The 1,714-nt window shown below is 61.9% G+C and carries 3 protein-coding genes; 1 reads left to right on the forward strand and 2 read right to left on the reverse strand.

From position 1 onward, the window contains the following. Positions 1–647, reverse strand: a 647-nt coding sequence (locus VMR39_RS30175) for a helix-turn-helix transcriptional regulator (RefSeq protein WP_325422207.1), incomplete at its 3' end; no start/stop codon positions are given. A gap of 124 nt (positions 648–771) precedes the next feature. After that, positions 772–1,158 (reverse strand): limonene-1,2-epoxide hydrolase family protein, encoded by a 387-nt coding sequence (locus VMR39_RS30180; RefSeq protein ID WP_325422209.1) that lies wholly within the window; start codon positions 1,156–1,158, stop codon positions 772–774. A 241-nt stretch (positions 1,159–1,399) separates the two neighbouring features. Here VMR39_RS30180 and VMR39_RS30185 point away from each other — a divergent pair. Next, positions 1,400–1,714, forward strand: a 315-nt coding sequence (locus tag VMR39_RS30185) for an alcohol dehydrogenase catalytic domain-containing protein (protein WP_325422211.1), incomplete at its 3' end; no start/stop codon positions are given.

Here is a 1,714-nt window from a genome sequence, read left to right on the forward strand (position 1 = left end):
TCGACCGTATTCTCCGACAGGTCCATCTCGAAGGCGATCGCCTTGTTCTGCAATCCGCGACACAGCAGGGCGGCCAGTTGCTCCTCGCGCGGTGACAGGCCGGTGACGCAGGGTGGTTCGCCACCCATCGTAGTGCGCAGCGCCATGCGTCCGTCCGATGAGTCTATCAGGTCGGACAAGAAGCGGTCGACCACCATGTTGGACAGTGTGTGGAGCCGCTGTTGCAACAAGGGTTCGGGCACTTCGGGCAAGCCGGTTCGCCGTCCCTTCCGATGCGCGCCAATGATGAGGCAGAGGCCGGGTGCCAGCCGGCGGGTCGATGCGCCGACGACATCGACGGCATAATGATCGAGGAAACTGGTATAGTTGCGCGCGACGAAGCGGTCGAGCGCCGCATCGCCCCAATGGAGGAAATGCGCCCCGGAAACGTCGCTTTGCGCCAGAAGCTGGCGGGTGAAGGGATCCGACTTGAACACACGCCCGTCATGGTAGCGATGCTGCGCCTCTTCGCTGACGCCGACATGATAGAGGTAGGACAGTTGTCCCTCCCCTACATTGTCGTCGTAGAAGAAGATCGACGCGCTCCCAAGCGCGCAATCCGCCACCATCTGGTCGGCAAAGCCGGATATGTCCTGGCTCAGCCTCATCCTCTCACCTCCCGCTCATGGCCGCTTCGCTGCGACTCTCCGGTGGAATTGCCCCTGCGCTACGGCAAATATTATCGGACAATTTCATCCGACCATAATGAGTCGGATCATCGACGTCAAATTCCTATGGCGTCGCCGGCATTGCCGCCACCAGTTCGGCCATGTCGAAATAATCACGCCAGCCAAGGATGCGACCATCCTCTGCGATTTCGAAGATGCCCGCCGCCCGGACCTCCGTCCATTCCAAGCCGGAAAAGCGGAAACGGTCCGTGCGCTCGGTGTGAACGGTTCGACGGTTCACGGCGACCGCATGCAACTGCCAGTCGATCGCCTCGGCCGCCAGAAAGGGCGCCAGCATATCGAGCGTCGCCGCCTTGCCATGGGCAGGCGGCATCGGGATACCGGCGCAGACGACATCATCATGGAGCAAGGCCGCGACGGCCAAGGAATCTCGCCGGTTGAACGCTTCGATCAGCGCCTCGACCACGACCTTCGGATCGGTATCCGCCATCGCTCTCCTGTTCCTGCGCCTCTTGACGACTCGATATTGACCGATATTTTCGTTAGACGATATTGATTGTCGACTCAACACCATCCGACCCGTTGCCGTTGAGCGAAACCCGATAATCCAGGCCTGCGCGCCATACATAGAAAATCGCCCGATTTGTTCGGAACAAGCGATTAGTGACGCGCCGGCAAGCCCGCCAACCTGGCTGCAACGCCGGCGCAGGCACAAAAAAAGGAGAGGACCGATGAAGGCCATGGTGCTGAACGACGGGCGATTCACGCTGGAGTCGCTGCCCGATCCCACGCCAGCCGCTGGGCAGTTGCTCGCCCGGCCACTTGTGTGCGGCGTGTGCGGCAGCGACCTCCATGCCCGCGACCATGCCGACCATCTGTGCGACCTGTTGCAGCGCGCGGGCTTTCGCGGCTTCATGGACCCGGCCCAGCCCGTCGTCATGGGCCATGAATTTTGCTGCGAACTGATCGAGCCGGCCGGTGCCTTTGCCGCCGGCCAGCGGATCGTCGGCCTTCCCTTCCTCAACGGCCCGCAGGGGATCGAACTG

This window comes from Sphingobium sp. (assembly GCF_035511395.1).
Classification (GTDB): domain Bacteria; phylum Pseudomonadota; class Alphaproteobacteria; order Sphingomonadales; family Sphingomonadaceae; genus Sphingobium.